16 protein-coding genes and 1 pseudogene are annotated in these 19,825 nt (G+C 41.9%); 11 read left to right on the plus strand and 6 right to left on the minus strand.

The window, feature by feature from the left end; all coding sequences use genetic code 11:
* The first annotated feature begins 127 nt into the window (after positions 1-127).
* On the plus strand, positions 128-421 hold the full coding sequence (locus tag RUMAL_RS13860; protein ID WP_013499312.1) for a hypothetical protein: 294 nt from the start codon (positions 128-130) through the stop codon (positions 419-421).
* A gap of 991 nt (positions 422-1,412) precedes the next feature.
* Positions 1,413-1,694: a hypothetical protein gene (locus RUMAL_RS22565; protein WP_013499314.1), complete on the plus strand. Its 282-nt coding sequence runs from the start codon at positions 1,413-1,415 to the stop codon at positions 1,692-1,694.
* 3 nt (positions 1,695-1,697) lie between these two features.
* On the opposite strand, the gene RUMAL_RS13870 is transcribed toward RUMAL_RS22565, so the two are convergent.
* Complete coding sequence (locus RUMAL_RS13870; protein ID WP_013499315.1) at positions 1,698-2,246, minus strand: tyrosine-type recombinase/integrase; 549 nt, start codon at positions 2,244-2,246, stop codon at positions 1,698-1,700.
* A gap of 91 nt (positions 2,247-2,337) precedes the next feature.
* Between RUMAL_RS13870 and RUMAL_RS20885 the strand changes: the two genes are divergently transcribed.
* The 7 genes and pseudogenes from RUMAL_RS20885 to RUMAL_RS22980 all read left to right on the plus strand — a co-directional run.
* Positions 2,338-5,643 carry a DUF4132 domain-containing protein gene (locus RUMAL_RS20885; protein ID WP_013499316.1) on the plus strand — a complete coding sequence of 1,102 codons (3,306 nt, stop codon included), beginning with the start codon at positions 2,338-2,340 and terminating at the stop codon, positions 5,641-5,643.
* A gap of 89 nt (positions 5,644-5,732) precedes the next feature.
* Positions 5,733-6,032 carry a nucleic acid/nucleotide deaminase domain-containing protein gene (locus tag RUMAL_RS13880; protein WP_013499317.1) on the plus strand — a complete coding sequence of 100 codons (300 nt, stop codon included), beginning with the start codon at positions 5,733-5,735 and terminating at the stop codon, positions 6,030-6,032.
* The gene (locus tag RUMAL_RS13885; protein WP_013499318.1) at positions 6,029-6,592 is read left to right on the plus strand and encodes a hypothetical protein; all 564 of its coding nucleotides are present in this window, start codon (positions 6,029-6,031) and stop codon (positions 6,590-6,592) included. The genes RUMAL_RS13880 and RUMAL_RS13885 overlap by 4 nt, the downstream gene beginning before the upstream one ends.
* A 22-nt stretch (positions 6,593-6,614) precedes the next feature.
* Positions 6,615-7,058: an immunity protein YezG family protein gene (locus tag RUMAL_RS13890; RefSeq protein WP_013499319.1), complete on the plus strand. Its 444-nt coding sequence runs from the start codon at positions 6,615-6,617 to the stop codon at positions 7,056-7,058.
* Positions 7,059-7,139: 81 nt separating this feature from the next.
* Complete coding sequence (locus RUMAL_RS13895) at positions 7,140-7,679, plus strand: hypothetical protein (protein WP_013499320.1); 540 nt, start codon at positions 7,140-7,142, stop codon at positions 7,677-7,679.
* A gap of 107 nt (positions 7,680-7,786) precedes the next feature.
* Positions 7,787-8,590 carry a leucine-rich repeat domain-containing protein gene (locus RUMAL_RS13900; protein ID WP_013499321.1) on the plus strand — a complete coding sequence of 268 codons (804 nt, stop codon included), beginning with the start codon at positions 7,787-7,789 and terminating at the stop codon, positions 8,588-8,590.
* Positions 8,591-8,899: 309 nt separating this feature from the next.
* Positions 8,900-9,127: pseudogene (locus RUMAL_RS22980) on the plus strand (hypothetical protein); the annotation flags it as partial.
* Between the two features lie 150 nt (positions 9,128-9,277).
* Here the strand turns inward: RUMAL_RS22980 and RUMAL_RS13910 are convergent.
* Positions 9,278-9,811 (minus strand): cysteine hydrolase family protein, encoded by a 534-nt coding sequence (locus tag RUMAL_RS13910; RefSeq protein ID WP_013499323.1) that lies wholly within the window; start codon positions 9,809-9,811, stop codon positions 9,278-9,280.
* 124 nt (positions 9,812-9,935) lie between these two features.
* Between RUMAL_RS13910 and RUMAL_RS21875 the strand changes: the two genes are divergently transcribed.
* Together RUMAL_RS21875 and RUMAL_RS21880 are read left to right on the plus strand one after the other, a co-directional pair.
* Positions 9,936-10,073, plus strand: coding sequence for a hypothetical protein (locus RUMAL_RS21875; protein ID WP_154662897.1), 138 nt, complete (start codon positions 9,936-9,938; stop codon positions 10,071-10,073).
* Between the two features lie 87 nt (positions 10,074-10,160).
* A complete protein-coding gene (locus RUMAL_RS21880) occupies positions 10,161-10,469 on the plus strand; it encodes a hypothetical protein (protein WP_154662896.1) in 309 nt (102 codons plus the stop codon).
* Positions 10,470-10,968: 499 nt separating this feature from the next.
* Here RUMAL_RS21880 and RUMAL_RS20890 read toward each other — a convergent pair whose 3' ends face one another.
* The 4 genes from RUMAL_RS20890 to RUMAL_RS13940 form a co-directional block, all read right to left on the minus strand.
* Positions 10,969-13,455, minus strand: a complete 2,487-nt coding sequence (locus RUMAL_RS20890; protein ID WP_013499324.1) for a glycoside hydrolase family 11 protein — start codon at positions 13,453-13,455, stop codon at positions 10,969-10,971.
* 762 nt (positions 13,456-14,217) lie between these two features.
* Positions 14,218-15,783, minus strand: coding sequence for a glycosyl hydrolase 53 family protein (locus tag RUMAL_RS13930; RefSeq protein ID WP_013499325.1), 1,566 nt, complete (start codon positions 15,781-15,783; stop codon positions 14,218-14,220).
* 201 nt (positions 15,784-15,984) lie between these two features.
* Positions 15,985-17,790 (minus strand): SGNH/GDSL hydrolase family protein, encoded by a 1,806-nt coding sequence (locus RUMAL_RS13935; protein WP_013499326.1) that lies wholly within the window; start codon positions 17,788-17,790, stop codon positions 15,985-15,987.
* Position 17,791: 1 nt separating this feature from the next.
* Positions 17,792-19,696 carry a class I adenylate-forming enzyme family protein gene (locus RUMAL_RS13940; RefSeq protein WP_013499327.1) on the minus strand — a complete coding sequence of 635 codons (1,905 nt, stop codon included), beginning with the start codon at positions 19,694-19,696 and terminating at the stop codon, positions 17,792-17,794.
* Between the last annotated feature and the right edge of the window lie 129 nt (positions 19,697-19,825).

Below are 19,825 nucleotides of genomic sequence, written 5' to 3' on the forward strand. Positions count from 1 at the left end.
TACAATATTACGTAATACTAAAAATGATACTTTGTAAACTAATAATATTGACGTATTACGTAATACTATGTATAATAAAATACATTAAATCACTTTTGACCATAAGATCATGAAAGGAAGAATCATAATGAACAGTACTGAAATTGCAAACGCCTACCATACTTTGATTTCAGACAGCGAACAAGCCAAAGCGTTAATTGAATCAATATGGGTATTGGGGAAAATGGATAACACCACAGACTTTGACCTGATATTGCAACCGTCTGAACTAAGAAAACCCGAAAACGATAATGCTTACGGAATTATATGCAGCATCATACAAAATCATAACACAGTATCAGGCTTATTAAGTATCTTATCTGATAAAATAGAGGAAATAGAAAGAACTGCTGAAATACTGGATAACTTCACAGATCACTAGCCCTTAGACCGCATATAACATAATTATTCCCCCTTGACATTAACAGTTTGTCGGGGGGATTTCTCTATATATGAAAGGAAAATGCAGGAAAAAAGCCCGCTTTTTTTGATTAATTTTGATTTTTTTTGATTTATTTTACTAGGAAATCAAAATTTTGTACTATTTTAAAACTAAGGGGTTATATCCCCCCTTTGATTTTAAGATAATTCACACGTGAGCAGGCAACCGTTGTTTTGACCTTTTGTGAAGTTTTCAGATACCCCCTGCCCCTATGCTTACCAAATTACTCTGATAGCTTGAAATACTATTGTACAATAAATCGGATTTGTTTTTGGTCATTATTTGGTCATTATAAGTGTCAAAAAATCCAATAAATTGTACTGCAAAACGCTAAACGTTATTTATCACTAACACGCATAAAACTGCGTAAAATAGGGCTTTGCTTAACATTGCTTAACGTCACTTTTCAAATCTCCGAGTGTTCAAGTCCCGTTTGCCGCACCAAAACAAAACCTCGTAAACACGGCGTTTGCGAGGTTTTTTCATGTCCAAAATCCAGGCTTGGACTTTATTCTGGACCTTATTGGGGAAAAACGCTATCGGGAGATTGCGCAGATGAGCGGTCTCCCGAATTTTGTTTGGGTGTTAGCTTGCTTCTTTTTTCTCTATGATCTCCGCCATAATAATGTTGTCGGTAGTTGACTTTGCTGGTGGGAGATAGTATAATGATATCATGAGTGAGGGTATACAACGAAGAATTAATCTGTGCATGTGAAAGATAAGGAGAACATTTTATGGAGTACAATTTTTATGTTGAAAAGCCTATCGACAGAGATGAATTACACCAAAGTATAATAGACATATTAAAAGAGTTATCAAATAAAAACAGGTCGATGATGACGACGATATTATTGCATGTTATCCTCTTCTAATATTTATTTATGGTCCTGAATATGGAGCAGATTGTGTTAAGGAAGAATATGGATTCGAATTGAGCTGGGAATTAAGAGTTGATGTCTATTCAAAAAATGAAACTGATAATGAAGTTGAGAATTTAAGGTTTTTCTTTAAGGTAATTAATTATTTGGTTGAAAAGTTTGATATTGACATCTTTGTCTTAGCGGATACGGGTGGTACTTGGATAATGAAAAGTCTGGGAGAAATAAAGGAATTACGAGATACAGATATATTTAATTATCCTTTTGAACTGCTAAAGTGTGCAGCGGATTTTGAACGCTGTGAAGCAGAAAGATTTGGTATGAATATTTTATAAAAGTTATACTTCTTCAGATATGATGACTTTTGAACACGGATTTGTATTCACCATGTCAAGCCTTATCGCATACTCGAATATGGATGAGATGAAAGATAAATGATGTCGCATGGTCTTTTGCGACAGCGGTTTTCCGTTCCGCTTGTTAGCACCGGGCTTTGCAAGACTGTTTATGAATTTCTGAATGTCCCGAGCAGTTATCTTGTCGATGCGAAGATGTCCAAGCGCAGGGATGACCCTGTCCGCAATGAGATGTTCAAGCTGAAGTGTAGTACTGCGGTGATTGAGTTCAGCATACTCAGTCGCCCACATCTCAATTACTTTCTGGAACTTTACAGCCGATGTTACCTGACCATGTGCGCACTCCTCCTCGAACAGCACAGCCAAGCGCTGTACCTCTTTCTCTGCCTGTTTAGCAGACATATTTTCGGGTGGTTTCCATGTCCTGAACCGAACCATCTGCTTTCCGTGAACATCATAACCACAGTATGCACGAATGCGGTATGAAGTGACTTCGCCTTTCTTGTTTTTACGTTTTTCAATGTACGCCATGCTATTGTAATCAGGATAATTTTATGATATAATGATTTGTATCATAAATATATGAGATCTGTTATCAATATACTGAAAGGAATTGATATATATGGATTTCCCGAAATTTGAATCGATACTGCTGCTATGTGCAGCTCCTAAAGAGGTAGCTGATGCTGCGGTTAAATGGCTGGATATTAACAAAGAGCGTGATTTTGGATTGCTCGAAAAGCTGTCCGAAATCGATAAAAGCAAAGTATTATTTTACAAAATCGATTTTTATGAATATGTCAAACAAGAGATAATGCCTAACATCTGCGATGAACTATATCAGCGCTACATGATAATGGCATATAAGCTTCTTGACGCTTCTGCATACTGTCTTATCAGTTTTTTACGTTATGAAGAATGGAAGCATATAAAAGAACTTTTCAGCAGAGAGATGGAAAATATATATGGTGATGAAGCGCCTGCGCGTATGTTGTCGGTTGACTGTGATGCATTTATAACATCAAGTCGTTATTTCAATATGCCTGATGATCCCGAACTTATACTTAAAGCAGCTGAGCTTACATCTGAGAAGCACATGATAACAAAAGCATATCTTGCCGCAGCTGCCCTCGACCATATGTCTCTGCCGGATGACGGAAAACTTTCCAAAAAAGCAGAGATCGCAGTAACGATTATTAAAAATGCTGTAAACAACAGTATAGAAAAAGATAACATATTTCTCCTTAATGCACTGGCAAATGCATCGTATTTTGATGAGGTTATAAAAGCGCATTTTGAAGAATATGCGGCAGCTAACGCCGAAGAACTCTGCAGCCTCATATCTCGTGGATCAACAGACATCGAGCGCGCAGCCGATGCATTGTTTGCTGTTGAAGGTACTTTCAGCAGAGATGTCCTATTCCAGTTGATGCGCTATGGTATAAATGAAAAACTGATGATCTCTGCTGCAAAAATGCAGACAGAGACTTTCAAAAAGCTTATTTTATGTAGAAAGAACACAACCGATCTTGTGAAAATGAATAGTGCACTGAAAACTGTAAGTCCTGATGAAGCTCTTAGTGATGACGCCATAAAAAATATATCCGATGACAAGATAATTGATGGAGTAGCTTCGTGCTACAAGGACGTTGAAAAAATAAAAGCATTCCTTAAAGATGAGATATCCTTTGATGAGGTATATCCGGCAATTAAAAGCACAAAACTGGAGTACACATCACCTTTGAAATCTAACTATATTCCAGTATACGGCATAGATGACTTTATACTGCGCTGTGTTGTCGTGCTGGGCGGAAGTGTGGGCAGATACAGTCATCATCTTAAAGAAATCACAGGTTTTTCAGATAACGATATACCGAGCCTGATAAACTGGTTTAATTCACATGATGCAGATATGGCAAAAGCTCTGGATATATGCGGCGGGATAATTGATAATTGCTATTATCCCGAGGACCGAATAAAATTATTTGCTGATGCTTTATCGGAACGTACTGATGATATCGCAGCAGCAGATCTCTCAAAGTGTAATACAGTCGCAAAGTTCATTGCACTGAAACTTTTCGGGAATAATGAAACCAAATACCACAAAAGCATAATCGCCCTTGCAGGTGATACTTCAAAAGTTATACGTGATATCGTAATGGAAATAGTTATGCGTCACCCCGACTGGAACGATGATATAAAAGTGCTGCTCACGTCAAAAAAATCATCGGCAAGAGAATTTGCTCTCAATGTGATCGAAAGACATGGTGCAAAGGCTTATATACAGGAGCTCAGAAAAGCTCTTGAAGCTGAAAAGACAGATAAACTGAAAGCTCGTATAGGCAGTATGCTCGCGGTGGTATCGGAAAACTTGGTCGTTGAAGATAAGGTCTCCGCCGAAGATACAGTAAAGGAAATGACCAAGGGCAAAAAGGCATCGAAGCTTGACTGGCTGTTCAAGGAGCCATTTTCACCTGTTCACATGAAAGATGGTTCGGTGGCAGATGAAAGCTATCTCAGGGCACTGATGCTCTGTTTTGCGAATTCGGTTGGTCTGAAAGATCCGAAAGCGGATATCATCACCGCTGAACTTGATGAAAAAGATGTATGCAGATTGGCAAATGAGGTACTGGTGAGATGGCTTCAAACTTCTCCCGAAGTCAAATCTGAGTCGCTGGAGTTTTTTGAAGAGTTTACGGGATTGGAAACTCTTGGTGCGCAGGCAAAATACAAATGGGTTCTGTACTTTGCGAGCGTATACGGCGGCAAAGAAGCACTTGAGGTGTTTGAAGATCTAATGTCCACATGGCCGCTGTGGCAGAAAGGCGCACTTGCAAAAGAGATACCCCATGCCATAGTTCTTAACGGCAGCAGCAGTTATATAATGTTGGTGGAAAAGATGTCCCGCAAACACAGATTCAACTCCATACGCAAAGCATCGGCAGATGCCCTGTTATGTGCTTCTGAGAAACTTGGTATAAGCAAAGAGGAATTTGCTGACCGCATGATCCCCGACCTTGATTTCGATAAAAATATGTGCAGGACTTTCGACTACGGCAGCAGACGGTTCGATGTATATATCACCCCTAAGCTGGAGCCCGAGATATACTGCGACGGCAAGAAACTGAAGACAATGCCCAAGCCAAGCGCAGATGAAGGAACTAAAGCAGCAGAGGTGTACAAGGAATTCACGGCGATGAAAAAGCTGATGAAGAATATCGTTGATGCGCAGAGAGTTCGTCTTGAAAACACTCTGCTTACCGCAAGAAACTGGACAGCGGAAAACTGGAAACAGATATTTATGAAAAATCCCATAATGCACTGCTTTGCCATCGGTCTTATCTGGGGCGTATACAAGGACGGCAGGCTTGAAAGCAGTTTCAGATATCTTGATGACGGCAGTTTGACAACTGTTGATGATGAGGAATTCACCTTAGCTGAGAACTCGGTCATCGGGCTTGTTCACCCTGTTGAACTCAGCGAAGAGGAATTGGAAAAATGGAAGCAGCAGCTGAAAGATTATGAGATAGCTCAGCCGTTTATACAGCTTGGCAGAGGTATATCCAGACCCACCGAAGAAGAAAAGGAGCAAAACTTCATCGGACGTTTCAAGGGTAATGTTATCAAAAGCAGAGAATTTGTCTCGGCTATGAACAAGATCGGCTGGAGCAAGGGTAAAGTCGGAGACGGCGCAATATTCGATGATTTTGTCAGAGAAGAGATTTTCAGCCGTAATGATGGTATCAGGGCGAGCCTTTTGCATTCGGGCATTCCCATTGAGGTATTCAGAGAAAAAGAGACTGACATCACGGTGGGTAAGCTGATATTTGAAACACTCCCGAAACAGGAATCCATAAAGATCGGTGATCTCAGCGACAGATATTTCAGCGAGATCATGTACCAGCTGGGTAAAATATTTGCAGATTAAAACAACGTATAGATATTTTGGATATAGATCAATCGGCAAACCATGCAAGATCCTTCCGTATTATCGTGAAGTAATATCGGAGTGAGAACATGATCGCATTGGAAACTATTAAATGCTTTGATAGTAAAGGAAAAATTCATTCTGAAGACGCGATGATTGAATACTTAAAAAATAATATTAGTGGTGAAAATGTAAAAAGAATATATAGTGAAAGAGAACCGTGTGTTCGTACCGAAACTAATCCAGATAATGATTGCGCACACCATATTAATGATTATGCACCTGATGCCGAGGTTACTTACTCCTATGATTATGGAATAAAGGCGGAAGAAGGAAGGACTGCAAGGCTAGCCCTTAAAGAATTTTTGCGAGGTGTATTTGGCAAATGAGAAATGCTTTAATTAATTATTTTAACCGTACTTCATCAAATGAACAGTGGTGGAGTAAAGATGATCTTGATAAATTCGGAAAAGAATTTTACCCGTTCTTAAATAAAAAAATATATCTCATTGAAAGACGAGATAAAACGGATTTCACAATTTTAAAAAACAGATTCGGTTATGATATTCCAAATGATATACAAGAATATATTAACTTGTTTTGGCACCCATATATCAAAGGCTTTTATAAGGAAGATGAGTGCATTATTCTGTTCCCAGTAATTAAATATGATAATGAATCATGTGATGATGTACTTTATCATGAAAATGGCTTGATCAAGTTGGCTGATGAATGGGAATCTGTGTTTGAAGGAAATATACAGGAATTTCTTCCTATAGGGTGGTTAGTCTATACAGGAAGATATGTTTTATATGAGATTAAAACAGGTAAAATTTATATAGAAAAGTATGGTTGTGAAGGTGTACCATCTGAACGACCTATATCTAATTCTTTTACAGAATTGATAAATAATTTAAATATCGATAGTAGTATGAACGAATTAAATTGAAACAGTAAAATAGGAGGAAATCATGTATAAGATTGAGTCTGCTCAGAAAGAGCTTTGTGAGTACCTTATTAGTATTATGCCGGTTGAGTGGAAGAGAATTTGCTACTACTCAGAATGCACTACGGGAAGTCGCACTTCATGGATAGCGTTGATCGAGGAAAAGACAGGAAGGATTTGTACGCAGGAAGCCTTTTGGAAAAGATATACTTCCTATCCGTATGACGAAATGAAGGCTTATGTCATGCTTAACAAACTCACCCGTAATCTTTATAATGCTTATTTGGAGAAGTTTGGTGAGGATAAGATTTGGTGTACCTACTACTTGACCATTGAAAGCGACTATACGTTTCACGTTGATTTTGGTTATGAAATGCCTGAAGGCGATATCGTAGAACAGCATGATGCTGTTTTTGAAAAGTTTTTTAATACTAAATATGAGTATCTTGAGGGTAAATATCCATATTGATACAGCATAAGTATCTGGTATTGAAGATCAACTTTGAATATGCTTCGGAAGTAGCATATTCCTAAAATAGTAGGAGAACTTATGAATAATAACTACAAAAACCAATTCGTCAACATAAAACAACAAAAACTAGATAAAGAGAGAACTGCGTTCAGTAACTGTCGTTTGGATATGACCGATGTCAGCTTTGAAATAGGAAAAAGCAGTTATACTGCGAAGCTTTTCGGTTTTATCGTTTTATTTGCCATTTTCTTTGGAGGACGAATACTTGCAAGGCAATATGTAGGAAATCCGAATATGACATTCTCGGTGGGAGATATTATATTCTGGTGCTGTATAGGAATGATCGCCATACTCGTCATTGTAACTTTCATCCATGAGAAAAACAAGCCCACTATATCTGTTTTGGGTAAAAAAATATTTTATAACGGAAACTGTTGGACAAGCGATGATATTTCATTTGTCAGGTGTACGAAGTGGTTTGAGCGGGTCGAGGTTTACTCAAACGGTAAGAAAGTATTGACTTTCCCATGGGAATTGGATAATTCCGAGCTATTTATTGCTTGGGTCAACAAATGCGGGATAACATTTGAAGATCATCGTATGAAGGCTTTTCAATAATCTAATAATAGTTGGCATTATTGCGACTATTCAAATTATACGATATAACAGATAATGGTGGAGATTTTGATATTATTCCAAAATCATAATTTTGATGGTGATACATTATGAAAAAAACAATCCTAGTCATTATAATGATAATAGCTATTACTGCAACAATTGTTTGTTGTATATTTTTTAACACCCACACAATTATAGGTAAAAAAGTTTATGACAACAAATCAACACGGTTAACTATCGATAAATTAACGCTTTACGATGATTTTGATAAGCTCAAACGACTTTCAAAATTAAAAGAGTTAATTTTTTCCAGAGATGATGTGACGAATATTGATTTCCTTACAGAATTAAATGACTTGGATTATTTGTATCTAGAAACCCCTAATGTCACCGATTTTAAGCCGATTTCAAGCTGCGAAAAACTTAGCATTTTATCTACTTTTCGAACAAGTTTTTCCGATCTGAGTTTTCTATATAATAATCACAAACTAAAAAAACTTAAAATAATAAGCGATGACTTAGTATCACTTAATGGACTGGAAGAACTCTATGAGCTCGAAGACCTGACTTCTTTTGCACCACATCTGAACGATATATCTGCACTAAAAGAAGCAAAACAAATCAAAAAAATCATAATAACCACAAATGAAAATATTGATTTACAGTGTATATCCTGCTGTACTGATCTTATTGAACTAAGTTTGCATGGAGTGAAAAATTTAAGTACACTTTCAGTTGATGGTCTTGATAATTTACATCAGATAAATATAGCACATACTGATTTTACAAACTTTGAATCGTTGCTAAACCTCAAAAGTTTGAAAAAAGTGATTGTATCAAATGGTCAGCTAAATGATGAAATAACAGGAGCACTTGAAGAAAAAGGGGTCAGCATAGAATACGTAGAATAATCTGATCAATGACCAATGAACCACCAACACAACAAAAGCTCAGCGATATATTTGTCGCTGGGCTTTTGTGTTTTCTATCGGATAAGGATCGTGGTCTCCTTACTGGACCTTATTTGGACTTCGTTTCTGCCAAAGACTGCTTTAGACCACTTCAAATCACTTGAAACGCAGACCTCAGAAACGTCGCAACATCGTCGCCACCGTGGTCAGGTCAACTCCTGCTTCGATCTCAACCGATGCGAAGAAATGCCTGAAGCTGTGAAGTCCATAGAATGGGAAATTCCTGCGTTCACACTCCCGCATCATCCATTCGGTATCGAATCCACATCATACAAAGCGGCAAGAGCGAAGCTCATGTCTATCAAGAATGATGTAATCAAGGGTTTTAAGGCTTTCGGAGTCGAAGCGGAACTGCTTGACGGCAAGTCCACAAGCTACACATCTAAGGGCAAAAAGACGATCGTCCGTCCTGAGATCCTGGAAAATCCGTACAATGGCAAGGTTTACTATCAGTGGAAAACGGAGAGTGGTAAATAAAAAACAGCAAGGGTGTCCTTGCTGTTTGGGGATAGCTTTACAAATTAGAATTTGTGTAGTTGGCGTTGGTGATATGTTTACTATCAGACAGTACAATCGCCCCTGCGCAAGGCGTTCCGGGCACTGTGCCTGTCCGGTTATGCAGATCAGTCAGGATTTCTCATCCATCATCAAGCCGATTGCTTCATCAAATGAAATGCACTTGGCATATCTTCCATTCCATATGAATTCATTGTAGTACTTGTATGTCATTTCAGAATCCATGAACCGATTATCAAATGTACTGTTCGTGTTTTCTGGCACAATCATTTCAAAGCCGTGTTCAAATCCGCTTTTAATCGTGGCATCAATGCAATACTCTGTTTGCAGTCCGATAATCACAATGCTTTTTTCATTTTTTCGCTTCAAATATTCTGACAGGCCGGTATTGATAAAAGCACTGTTTACGTATTTATCAAAAATAGCCTCATTGTCAGCAGGGGTAAAATCAGCATATATTTCGTAGCCATCCTTTCCTCTTGTCAGCTCGCTGTCTGAACCGTCATCATGTCTTACGTAAATGACTTCAACATGATTCTTCCGGGCAGTATCAATCAGCTTTTTCACACTGGAAACAAACAGCTCAAACTGATACAGTCTGTTGTTTACGATCGCTTTTTGCGTATCAACAACCAAAAGCACCACAAAACCATCTCCTAAATTCCGATTTGTAGGGCAGTCAACCCGCCCATTACTCACCCTTATTATACCAAACCGCCCCGAAAAAGTCAATCGCTTGCGGTGCTGAATCCAGAAAGGAGTGTTCATTATGAACAGTAACCAGCTTGCGGAAGTCGCAAAGTCAACGGGTATCACCATTGAACAGATCGCTGTCTGCCGCTTTGCACAGATGATGAACAAGAACTATGCTGATGCCAAGCGTTTCTGCAAGAGATTTCAGCGGTAGAAGTTCAGCATAATCGCTGCCATAGCTACTGTCCGTTTCGCTCCGTACCATCTGCAACGTATCGATGACCACCAACCGCAGGTCATCATGTTCAGACTTGAACTTTACTATCTGTTCTTCTCGCTGATGGTGTCTGCTTTCAGCGAGAAGAACAGCTTCTCCGATGGCTCATCGGTCAGTTCATACAGCCTGGATTGTATTCTCTGCCAGCTGTCCTCGAGACAAAAATACAGCGCCAAGCCTTGTCGTGTCGAACGATCAAGCAACTTTTCTCCTTTCGATATTGCAAGACATAGCTCAAGCGCAAGCTACGATTTCCCCACCTTTGGTGAGCCTGCAAGAATGTACAGTCCCTGCGTGATGAGTCCTTCTACTGCGAACACAGTCGGCTTGTAAAGCGTGGTCATGATCTCTTCGAACGTTTTGGTTTTCAGTTCTCTCAATATATCGACCTCCTTTTCACTTGTATACCAAGATCAAAATTTAGATTTGATTTATGAAGAAGGCTCGTTTGATAATTATGAAAGCGCTGAGATATTGGAAAGCCCTTATTATATCAATAAGTATCTATATACTGATAGAGGATATGCGGAAGGATCGACAAACGATAATGAAAGTCAAGTATATGGTGTATATAATGGCGTAACTGTTGGTGTAATAACTGATGCTAATGGCGGGCTGACCACGACTATCGGAACGATCTTTCCGGATAGTTTACAGAGATCAACAGGAGATTTTTGATTGATATGATCGATACAAAAAAGGCTAGACTTTTGGTATCTGAGCGGCAAAGACCTGTTCTCCGCTACTTTTGGTGTGTTAAAAGTATAACCATATATGAAAAAGCCATCGGAACAATCCCGAGGGCTCTCATCGTTATTCTATAATAGAAATTTTACTGTCCTTCATGGAAGAAAGAAGGAAGTGCATCGTAAACATAGTGTCTTACGTAGCCCCACCAGTGTGTTTTGCCTGATGCAACAAGGAAGTAGAGATTACCCTTGGAGAAGTCAGATGTGTAAACGAACTGGCTCATCTTCTTCATTTCATTGATCTGAGGATTTACGTTGGGATAAGCTATATCGTCCGAACCTGTTGCTGCGAAGATGAAGTACTGATTCTTCTGAAGACCTGATCTGTCTATCGCATTGGCTATGGACTTAGCCTTATCGTAACCGGAGTTTCCGTTCCAGTGGTCGCCGCTGAGAGGCATGAAGTAGCCGACGATGTCAAGGCAGTTCTCCATTACAGCCCATGTTGAAACGCCACCCATCGAGAATCCGCCGTATGCTCTGTGCATTCTTGAAGCCTGGAGCGATGACTGTGAAGTATTTCTGCCTGCATAGGTAGAATATTTTCCTTCAACGAAAGGAACAACGCTCTGACGGAACTCGTTGTAGAATTTGCCTGCCTCAGTCTTGTTGAAGGTAGGTGTAACAACGATCAGAGGATCGAGTTCGCCGTTCTTTATCATGTTGTCGAAGAGATTCTGCATCATTGTATCATCCTGATAGAACAGAGTATTCTCATTCTCTCCGCCGCCGTGCATCAGGTAGAAGATGTTGTACTTCTTGCTGCTGTCATAGCCGTAGGGGAGATATACATTAAGTGAGTTATATCCGTTGATGCCGTTATAGGATTCCTTTACTACCTTGCCGGCCTGTGAGCAGCTGTTGAAATAGTAGCCGGGAGCTTCCTTGAACTGCATATTTGATGCGTAGTTATAAGAAGATGTCTCAGGCTGCTGATTGTTGTTAGTGTTTGTGTTTGTATTAGTATTAGTATTTGTGTTTGTGTTAGAAGGTGTGTGATACTGAATGTTGTTGTAGGATCTGGTCGTAACAACAACATAGTTGTCAATAGCAGCTGTAGTATCCCACTTGCCGTTTACTCTAGCAGCGATAGCTACCTTGTAAGACATACCGGGTGTCAGTCCCTTGGGAGTAGTGTAGGAAGTACCGGAGATGTTGGAATCCTGAACTCTCCACTTGCCTGCCAGGTATACTGCGATGCCGTACTTGTCAGCGCCATTTACAGCGTCCCAAGTAAATCTCATCTGCTTGTACTGGCTGTTGTATTCCATCTTTACGTTGGAAGGAACATTAGCATTGTTGTATACCGGGGTATCACCGGAAGCAACATAGCCCTTGTCTGCGATTATAGCTCTGTCAACATAGATGTCGCACAGGCTGTCGGGAGCTTCAACATACATCTTTACATTGGATGCGCCCGAAGGTATTGTGAAGCTGGTGTTTTCCAGCTTGGTCCACTTGCCTGCTGTGCAGGAACCCTCAGCTATCTGAGTGTACTTTGTAGTACCGTTCTGATCATACTGCATGGAAAGCTGAACAGTTGTGCTCTCGGCAGGATTTACCATAGCGCTGAAGCTGTAGGAGTTGCCGGGCTTGAAAGTAGATGTATTGACTTCTACTTCGCCGCCGTTCCAGTTAGCAGTTCTGCCGCTTACATACAGGGACTTACTGCCCTCATAAGCCTTGGAAGAAGATGATGCTACACTAGCAGAACCTCTGCCGCTCCAGTAATTGGTACCGTTCTCGAATGTAGCTGAGTACAGTGTACCTTCGATCTCCGACTCCTCCGGCTCGGGATCGGGATGGTAGCCACTTTCGCCCTCATACATATTCAGAGTAACATCAGCCTGACCGTCGGACTCCCAGCCTTCAACGTTGAAAGCAACTTCGTACAGGTTGCCCATCTTCATACCCATGGACTCCCAAACCTTGAAGTGCTCGGAAACGCTGATGGTACCCTTGGTTCTCAGGTTCTGACGGATGCTTATATACTGTGTGAAGTTCTTGTTGCCTTCAATGGTGTAAGAATTTCTGCTGGTAGTATATACCTTGTATACACTGCCGTCGATAGTGGTCTGACCCTTGTACTGTGCAGAACCGTCCTGTGCAGGTGACCAGTTCTTCCAGTCCTCGATGATGTAGTACTCTACCAGAGGATTCTGTGCCCAGCCGTAGATACAGATACGGGAGTTACCGGATGAACCTGCATACCAGCTGCAATCGTAGTCACAGTAGAAAGGCTTATAATCCTTATATGTCTTGGGGTTATTCAGGCCCCAGTACAGACCACGACGTGCAAGGAAGTTACCTCTCGAGTTGTTAGGTCCGCACTTCCACTGTGTGCTGAAACCGCCGTCATTATCGTGCAGTGTCATTGTAGAAGAGTTTGGGGTATCTGCCTGCCAGATCTCATGGTGGTAGTCATTGTACCAGCCGACTTCCTGTGTGTGTGACGGGCTCGTAGTGAGTGTCTTAGCAGCAGATGCTGTAACTGATGATATAATAGGTGAAACCATCAGCACTCCGGCAACAAAAGCGCTGGCAATACGCTTTGAAACGGGTTTCTTCATAAACTAATTACCTCGCTTTCTAAAAAGATTAAAACTATAAACCATAAAATAAATACTTAAATGATACGGCACATTGACTCTTGCGCTTCAATGTTAACTGCTATATCATTTGATTATATTTTATAATTTATTAGTCATTGGTTCTAATCAAATTTTGCTCATTGTGATATAGGCAGCACCAAAAATTGCGATTTTCACCTTTGGTACATTAATTATTTACTATTTAAATTATAATTATCGAAAATCTTTTAATCTTTTCCGAAATAATCATTTAACACATAAAAGCCCTGAATTGCGCAATTCCAACCGATCAACAGCATAAAAAATGTATGTTCACAAACAAGGATCCACCTGACATTAATGTAATTTTTATGTCAAATTCTTAACATCTTTCGCGCTAATATTGAGAAGTTGAAAACCGTTCATCATGATCAGAGTTTCAGTTGGAAAATATGCGAAGATAAATACATTACCTGAATATTATAACTCCGCAGCACACGATCGACACCACCACCTATAAAAACTCCTACGATATTTCAGCGTTTTTTCTTTAGCCTTTTTTTGCGTTATTTATCATTATACAGAAAAAGAACAGGTAACAGCGACTGTGTCGGCTGTGACCTGCTCTTTGTGTTTATTCTGCTTTTCTCTTCCTGCCCTCTGTCATGATATCAGCCAACGCTCACAGCGCCTGAGCTTCACGATCCCGAAGGGCTGCGGCATAGATATCAAGTGTAACATACCATAAGCCACATCTTTTTATCACTTGAGTTCAAAGCTCCTGCTCTTGCCAATAAGATCCATACCGCTTCCATGCTTGTTGGAAAGATATCTGTCCAGCAGGATGATATCATTGATATCCACCTTTTTATCAGCATTGACATCGCCTACCGCGAACTGCTCATCATCAAGCTTGCATTTTTTTATTACGGCATTTTTCAATAGCGTGAGATCAGATCTGCTAAGCGAGCCGTCACCGTCGAGATCGCCGTACAGACGGGTCTTCCATTTAATTTCGGGCTTATTTTTTTTCGGGTAAATACGGGTGAATACATCAAGCGACTCAAGAGGATAGCCCCTGAAATCGAACAGTGCCTGATTATCAAAGGATGAACCTCCTGCCGAAGTGACGTCCTGATCGTACTCAGATGCATAAGATGATGCCCAGCCCGAACCGTATCTGTCCCAGTTATCTCTCTGCTGCGACTGCGAAATACCGCTGACACCCAGCCATGCAGGCTCCCAGTAGAATACGCCTATACCCTTTCCGCCGCAGTTTGCGATCGCCTGAAATGCATCTGTCAGGGACTCTGCCTGTCCTTCAACGGATATATCATAGTCAAGATCAACACCCGTAGACCATTGTGAGATAGTATTGCCGAATCCGTCACTATCATCGGAGGTATACGGATATGCCGTTTCAGCGACCATGACGTATTTGTTGTATGTGTTGCCAATGGTACTCAGCACGTTTGTGAGGTTTTCAGGTGTGCCGTGCCAGTACGGATAGAAAGATGCGGCAAATACATCGTAATCGAGCTTGCATTCGTTCATGATCTTTGCATACCAGTAGAAGTGATCTGCTTTTGCAGGATTTGCAAAATGATGAGCGATCAGGATATTCCTGTCAAAGTCACGCACCGCCTTGTTACCGCTTGCAAACAGCTCACATATCTTATACATATCCGTTTCGCCGCAGAAGAAGCAGTTTGTCTCGTTGCCCACCTGTACCATACCTATATCGCCGCCCGCCTCTGTGATAGCTGTCAGCACCCAGGTAGTCCATTTGTATATCTCTCCCGAAAGGGTATTGTGATCGTGAGAAGCCCAGTATTTCGGGCGTGTCTGCTTGGCAGGATCAGCCCAGAAATCCGAATACTGAATGTCCACCAGCAGCTTCATACCATATTTTGCCGCACGTCTGCCGATCTCACAGGCAGTTTTCACATCGTTGTTTCCGCCGCCGTATCCGTGACCTTTACCGTCATTCGGTTCGTTCCAAACACGTACACGGATGTAGTTCACATCATGGTCGTAAAGCACACGGAATATATCTTCCTCATTTCCCTTATCGTCATGGAAAACTACTCCTGCCTCCTCGATAGCTAAAATGGAAGAAATATCCACGCCGCGGATAGGCTCACCGCCATTTACCGCCGCAGGGAAAGTATCAAAGGTGACGCTCCTGTTATAAGAAGAAGTTCCCGCCCGAGAATAAGCAGATGATGTCATAAGATTTGCGGACGATGTCATCATCAGTACAGATGCTGTCAGTGCCGCACAGATCTTCACTGAACGCTGAAATATTTTAGTATTCATAACACTCATGGTTATTCCTCTCTTTACTGTTTGTATCATCGCCGTTTTGGCAATCATATTATAACAGCAATTTCGTCACTTGTCAACCTCAAAAAATATCACGCTTTCTGTGCACGTATCAAAAATACCGCCTGTCGTATACACAAAAGACCACAGACGCATATCCGCATCTGTGGTCTTATAGCTTTTATGTGGAACACTCTGCTCTTATCATGCAAGAGCCCTGATATTCTTTACCTGTGCCGCAATAAGCACAACATCAGTAATATTTATATTGCCGTTGTGATCCGCATCTGCACAAGCCGTACCTTTTTCAAGGATATTATTGCCCTTTACATACGAAGCCGCAAATGCGATATCCGATACGTTCACAACACCGTCACCGTTTATATCACCGATAACACCTTTATCTTCACCCGCACTTACTTCAGCGCCGTCAGATATTGTAGTGTCATCAGCCACAGGCTGCTTACCGCCATTCATTCTTGCTTCGGCAGTTTTGGAAATATCAGCAAACAGTATATCAGCTATTTCCTTATGTCCGTTGGCATTTGGGTGAGGGTCAAAGTCTGTTTCGGGCGAGATGTTGTATACATCAACATATACCGCACCTGTTTCAGCTGCTATGGCTTTCAGCTTCTCGTTAAGCAGCTTTATCTGAGGGTCAACGTTCTTCCCTGCCATCTGCATAGCAACAGGCTCAGCTATCTGCTGTGCAAAAGCCTTAGCCTCAGCTGCAGCTTCTGAATTGCTGAACTGTCCGATTATCTCTGCCACATCAGGAAGCTCGCTTACGTCCGCACCGCTGCTTATAACACCGATGATATTCCTGAGTTCTTCTATGTCCACATACTCACCGAGCAGATCGTTCAGCGCCTTGATATCTGCCATGTTCTCATCTGTTGCAAGTGCAGCAAGGTTCTTCTTTAACTGATCTATATCCTCAGCCAGTGTGAAGGCATCTATTACCTTTGTCATCTTCTCGTAGTCAAACACCTTATCCAGTGCCGCCTTCAGCTCTATGATCTTGTTTACCTTATCGTTGATATTCTCGGTGAATTCCTTGGTAGGCTCACCCTTTGCATCGGTCTGATCCTCTGTTTCCGCTGCGGCATCAGATGCCTCTGCAAACAGCGGTCCGATAACGGAGAATATATCCTCCTGTATATCTTCTGATCCTTCTGCTGTGCGGTAAGGGTTGAACAAACTTACAAGAGCGATATCAGCTTCACCGTTCACTTCCTGTACAGCCTTTACAACGCCCTTTACCTGCTCTGCAGAGTTGTTGACCATATTCTCCGCATTCTCGCCCACGTTCTTCATATAGTTTGCAGCCTCAAGGAAAGCATCTGCTGTTACCTTGTCCTTTTCCTCGTTTATCACCTGTAAGCCGGCACCGACTGCTACTTCGGGCTCAGCCCCGAACAGTGTCATCATAAGTGACATAGCAGATGCCTTGATAACAGGATTCTCACTCTGCAGCATCTCAGGTATTATGCTCATGATGATATCATTTCCGCCAAGCTGTATGCTCACAAGGTCAGCCTCTGTAAGATAACTTGTATAGATATCGTGGTACGGAGCCAGTACTTCGCTTGTTCCCTTTCCCACAAAGCTTTCGAGTATCTGTGAAGCAAATTCACCCTTGTAGCCTGCCTGTCTGATGACCTTCTCTATATCAGCCGCACGGAATGCAGTTGAAGCCAGATTTGTACCCTTCACTTCAACACCGTTCTTTTCACCCAGTTCCTTCAGGTATCCTGTGAATATTGCAGGGTATGCACCCTTTACAGGGTCAGCCAGCAGCTTATCGGTTATCACCAGTGCAGGGTCGCCCATAATACCCTTGTCCTTGTTAAGACCATAGCCCGCTGCGATACTGTCACCCAGCGCTACATAGTTATAGGTCTTTTTTTCTGCAGCCTTTTCCTCATTTTCAGCAAATGCCGAGATCCCTGCAGTTGTGCTCAGCATAGCTGCTGCTGTCAGCACCGATAATATCTTATTTCCTCTCATCTTAGTTGTCCTCCTTGCTCTTCTTTTCGTTTATCTCTATTTTATGATCTTTTCTTATCCTTATCTTTACAGTGTCACCGTTTTCCGAATAGTTTATCAGCATGAGATGGTTCTTGCTGCAGGGAGCATAGTATCCGTCATAGTCGTGAGTAAGGAGTATGTAATCTCTCTTTGCCGTTATCTCACCTATCTCAAATTCGTTATAGAACTTTACAGCATCAAGACCGTATTTATTGCAGAGATATTCTACCAGTTCAGGTGTGGGTTCTGCACGATCAGGGTCGAGTATGATCTGTCCTACTACATCATAGCTGCCCTTGTCATTTTTAAAAGCACTTATCTCCCACTCGCTTATGGGATCATTCTCGTCCAGCGAACTTTCTTTCATAAAGAGGTATACACGTTCGCCGTTCTCGTTCACGTATGAATCCGAACCTCTGCCCATTATGGTGTAGGAGCCGTCTGCGTGCCTTACAGCGATATCTCCCGTAACGCCCCACTTGGTACCGTCCTCGTCATAGTACCAGCGTGCCGCAGTAGCCTCGGGATCACCAAGGTAACGGTCAGCCGATGCAGGGCTGGTAGCGTGCAGATTTGCAAGCACCTCATTCTCCTCAACAAGATCTCCGTTATCGTCCACCAGCTTGACATGAACATGGGGTTCAAGGGGCTTGCCTGTTTCATTGGTCTTGGTCTGTTCATCCATGAAGTATGTGACCAGTGTTACGCCGCCCTCTTCGCTGGCACCGCCGCCGAGAGAATATCTTACATTACAGCCGTTGTCACTCAGCCACTTATCTATCTTGCGCACCGCACTTATATTTACAGCCTCACCGCCCGATGCGGGACGCTTCAGGCACTCCAGTGCAGTAGGCGAAAGCACTCCCTGTCTTACGCTCATCAGGTAGAAGCTTGCAGTTGCTACCACACAGTTGCATCCCGTCTCCGAAAGATCTCTTGCAAATGTGTATTTGTTGTATATAGGTCTGGGAACAAGAGTGCCTCCCCTAGCCAGCGGCATTATACCGCACACTCTCTCGCCTGTCATATGCGTAAGGGGTATGCACTGGAAATTTCTCTCTCCCACATAGTTCTGTGTATCAAGTCCTGCGTGCATCTCTACGTATGCATTCAGGGAATATTCTTTATATACCACGCACTTGGGTCTGCCCGTAGTGCCGCTGGTGTAGAAATAGCTTATATCACGGTCAAGATCGGTGGGTCCCAGATCGAGAGGTATATCGCTCTCCTCTCCTGCCTTTCTGAGTTCCTCAAGCTTAATGAACTCAACGCCCTTGATCTTGTCAAGATCGTTCAGGCACTCCACTATCTGCCCGATATCAAATACCTCCTGCATCTGTTCGGGCATCTCGGATGTATCAAGGAACATCCCCTTTTTATCCTCGGGAAGAAAATCATCAAGGTTCATCACGATGACCTTCTTTACACCGCTTCCGCTGAGATGATCTACGAAGTAAGGCAGAAAAGCATCCAGCGTTACTATCACCTCAGAACCCTTGTCCTTTGTGTAAAGATCAAAATCATTCTTCAAAAACAGGAAGTTGACATTGTTGCTTATCGCCTTGACAAGGTTCACCGCGAAAAGCATCATCATGTTCTCGATGCTTACAGGCATACAAAGTGTGACCACGTCGCCCTCTTTTACTCCTGCCAGCTTCAGACCCCTCGCATAAGACTCGCGCAGTGCAGGCAGTTCACCGTATGTAACTATCCTTCCGAAATAGTCAAAAGCCGCTCCGTCAAGGTTGTCCTGATTGAATGTCATGATATTGTCAAAAATATTCATGTTGTAGATCTCAACGCCGTTTATGACGCGGTCTACCCTTGCCCACTCGGGAAACTTCCTCTCGATGGTACAGGTGTTGATCTGTGTTGTCGTTCTCATTGTTTTGTCCTTTCTGTTCATACACCGGGCAATTTTTTATATCTGCGCCCGTATCGGTCTTTTCTTCTGACTTCTCCCCTTTGGGATCGGTACCTTATCTGTTCCGACAGCTTTATTATAGCATATAAT

The organism is Ruminococcus albus 7 = DSM 20455 (genome assembly GCF_000179635.2).
GTDB classification, from domain to species: Bacteria; Bacillota; Clostridia; order Oscillospirales; family Ruminococcaceae; genus Hominimerdicola; species Hominimerdicola alba.

Bases quoted from the DNA above. Each gene is read 5' to 3' on its own strand.
- RUMAL_RS13860 (WP_013499312.1), top strand. From the start codon at position 128: ATGAACAGTACTGAAATTGCAAACGCCTACCATACTTTGATTTCAGAC.
- RUMAL_RS13870 (WP_013499315.1), bottom strand. From the start codon at position 2,246: ATGGCGTACATTGAAAAACGTAAAAACAAGAAAGGCGAAGTCACTTCA.
- RUMAL_RS20885 (WP_013499316.1), top strand. From the start codon at position 2,338: ATGGATTTCCCGAAATTTGAATCGATACTGCTGCTATGTGCAGCTCCT.
- RUMAL_RS13880 (WP_013499317.1), top strand. From the start codon at position 5,733: ATGATCGCATTGGAAACTATTAAATGCTTTGATAGTAAAGGAAAAATT.
- RUMAL_RS13885 (WP_013499318.1), top strand. From the start codon at position 6,029: ATGAGAAATGCTTTAATTAATTATTTTAACCGTACTTCATCAAATGAA.
- RUMAL_RS13890 (WP_013499319.1), top strand. From the start codon at position 6,615: ATGTATAAGATTGAGTCTGCTCAGAAAGAGCTTTGTGAGTACCTTATT.
- RUMAL_RS13895 (WP_013499320.1), top strand. From the start codon at position 7,140: ATGAATAATAACTACAAAAACCAATTCGTCAACATAAAACAACAAAAA.
- RUMAL_RS13900 (WP_013499321.1), top strand. From the start codon at position 7,787: ATGAAAAAAACAATCCTAGTCATTATAATGATAATAGCTATTACTGCA.
- RUMAL_RS21875 (WP_154662897.1), top strand. From the start codon at position 9,936: ATGAACAGTAACCAGCTTGCGGAAGTCGCAAAGTCAACGGGTATCACC.
- RUMAL_RS21880 (WP_154662896.1), top strand. From the start codon at position 10,161: ATGTTCAGACTTGAACTTTACTATCTGTTCTTCTCGCTGATGGTGTCT.
- RUMAL_RS20890 (WP_013499324.1), bottom strand. From the start codon at position 13,455: ATGAAGAAACCCGTTTCAAAGCGTATTGCCAGCGCTTTTGTTGCCGGA.
- RUMAL_RS13930 (WP_013499325.1), bottom strand. From the start codon at position 15,783: ATGAGTGTTATGAATACTAAAATATTTCAGCGTTCAGTGAAGATCTGT.
- RUMAL_RS13935 (WP_013499326.1), bottom strand. From the start codon at position 17,790: ATGAGAGGAAATAAGATATTATCGGTGCTGACAGCAGCAGCTATGCTG.
- RUMAL_RS13940 (WP_013499327.1), bottom strand. From the start codon at position 19,696: ATGAGAACGACAACACAGATCAACACCTGTACCATCGAGAGGAAGTTT.